Below are 1,207 nucleotides of genomic sequence, written 5' to 3'. Positions count from 1 at the left end.
ATCCACCATTATTTGTGTGGGCGGTCGAGCTCCGCCTGGGCGAAAAAAGCGGCTGCTTTACGTAGAATTTCATTGGCGCGTTGCAGTTCTTTATTTTCGCGTTCGAGTTGTTTGATACGTTCTTGGTCTGAAAGCTGCTGTACTTTAACTGGATTTTGTTTATCTAAATATTTTTGATACCAAACACGTAGTGTTTCAGGAGTACAACCCTTGCGCAGTATACTGCTCAGGGAGCAATAGCGGTGATCGCAGCCCAATTCGATGGATAATCTTTCTCGGATTCAATCAATAATTGAACCGCTCTTTCTCTGATTTCAGGGGTATATTTTACTTTTTTCATCGGGACATTCTCTCAGAAAGCTTGGTCTCCGACAAACCCGGTACGGTTCAAAAATCTTCCATTGATTTATTTATATCTGTTAAACCAGTCGCATTATGAAATGTAATATAAGTAGAAATTTCAGTATAAATGGTCATGATCTTTTCTAAATTTGAATATCTAAGCGTCTTCATTAATCAACCTTATTGATTATTAGTTTCTTCTTTTAAAGCTCTTTGTACTGTTGCTATCCCTACTTTAAACTTTTCTGCAACACCTCTAAATGTTGAATTTTCTTCAGCCATTGCTTTTCGTATTTCAACATAGTCAACCTTCCGCTTTCTTCCCTTATATAAGCCCTTCGCTTTGGCTTTTGCAATTCCTTCCTTTTGACGCTCACGGATCATGGAGCGTTCAAACTCTGCAAATGCAGCAAGCATCTGAAACATGAGTTTATTTATTGCCGATTGTGCTACATCATGACTGAAGGTCAAATTCTCTTTATGAAAAATAATGGTTATACCACGATCATTCAGACTATTCACAATTTCGTTCAGATCATTTGTATTACGTGCCAGACGATCAATACTATGAACATGCACCGTATCACCTTCACGCAGATAGTCGAGCATTGCATTTAACTGAGGACGTTCACGGCTACCACCGCTTGCCTTTTCAGTAAAGGTCTTATCCAGGCTGATTCCATCTAATTGACGTTCAGTATTTTGTTCAGTTGAACTGACTCGAATATATCCGACCTGATTAGGCATTCTGTACCGTTAGAGTTTAGATAATTAAATACATATTGTACCGAAATTAAATATTAAGTCTATAAATACGGTTTTTGAGTTGCTTTTTAAGACTTTATTTTGTTCCGTTAGGCTATAC

The 1,207-nt window shown here is 37.8% G+C and carries 1 protein-coding gene and 1 pseudogene; both read right to left on the bottom strand.

Annotated elements, in window-relative coordinates:
- Positions 1–340, bottom strand: a pseudogene (locus HX005_RS19510) (IS3 family transposase); the annotation flags it as partial.
- A gap of 182 nt (positions 341–522) precedes the next feature.
- Positions 523–1,089 (bottom strand): recombinase family protein, encoded by a 567-nt coding sequence (locus HX005_RS19505; protein WP_006581699.1) that lies wholly within the window; start codon positions 1,087–1,089, stop codon positions 523–525.
- Positions 1,090–1,207: the final 118 nt, after the last annotated feature.

The organism is Acinetobacter sp. R933-2, from assembly GCF_030325485.1.
In the GTDB taxonomy this organism is placed as follows: domain Bacteria; phylum Pseudomonadota; class Gammaproteobacteria; order Pseudomonadales; family Moraxellaceae; genus Acinetobacter; species Acinetobacter sichuanensis.
Note: the sequence above shows the minus strand (reverse complement) of the source record. Positions and strands in the feature narration are given on the sequence as shown.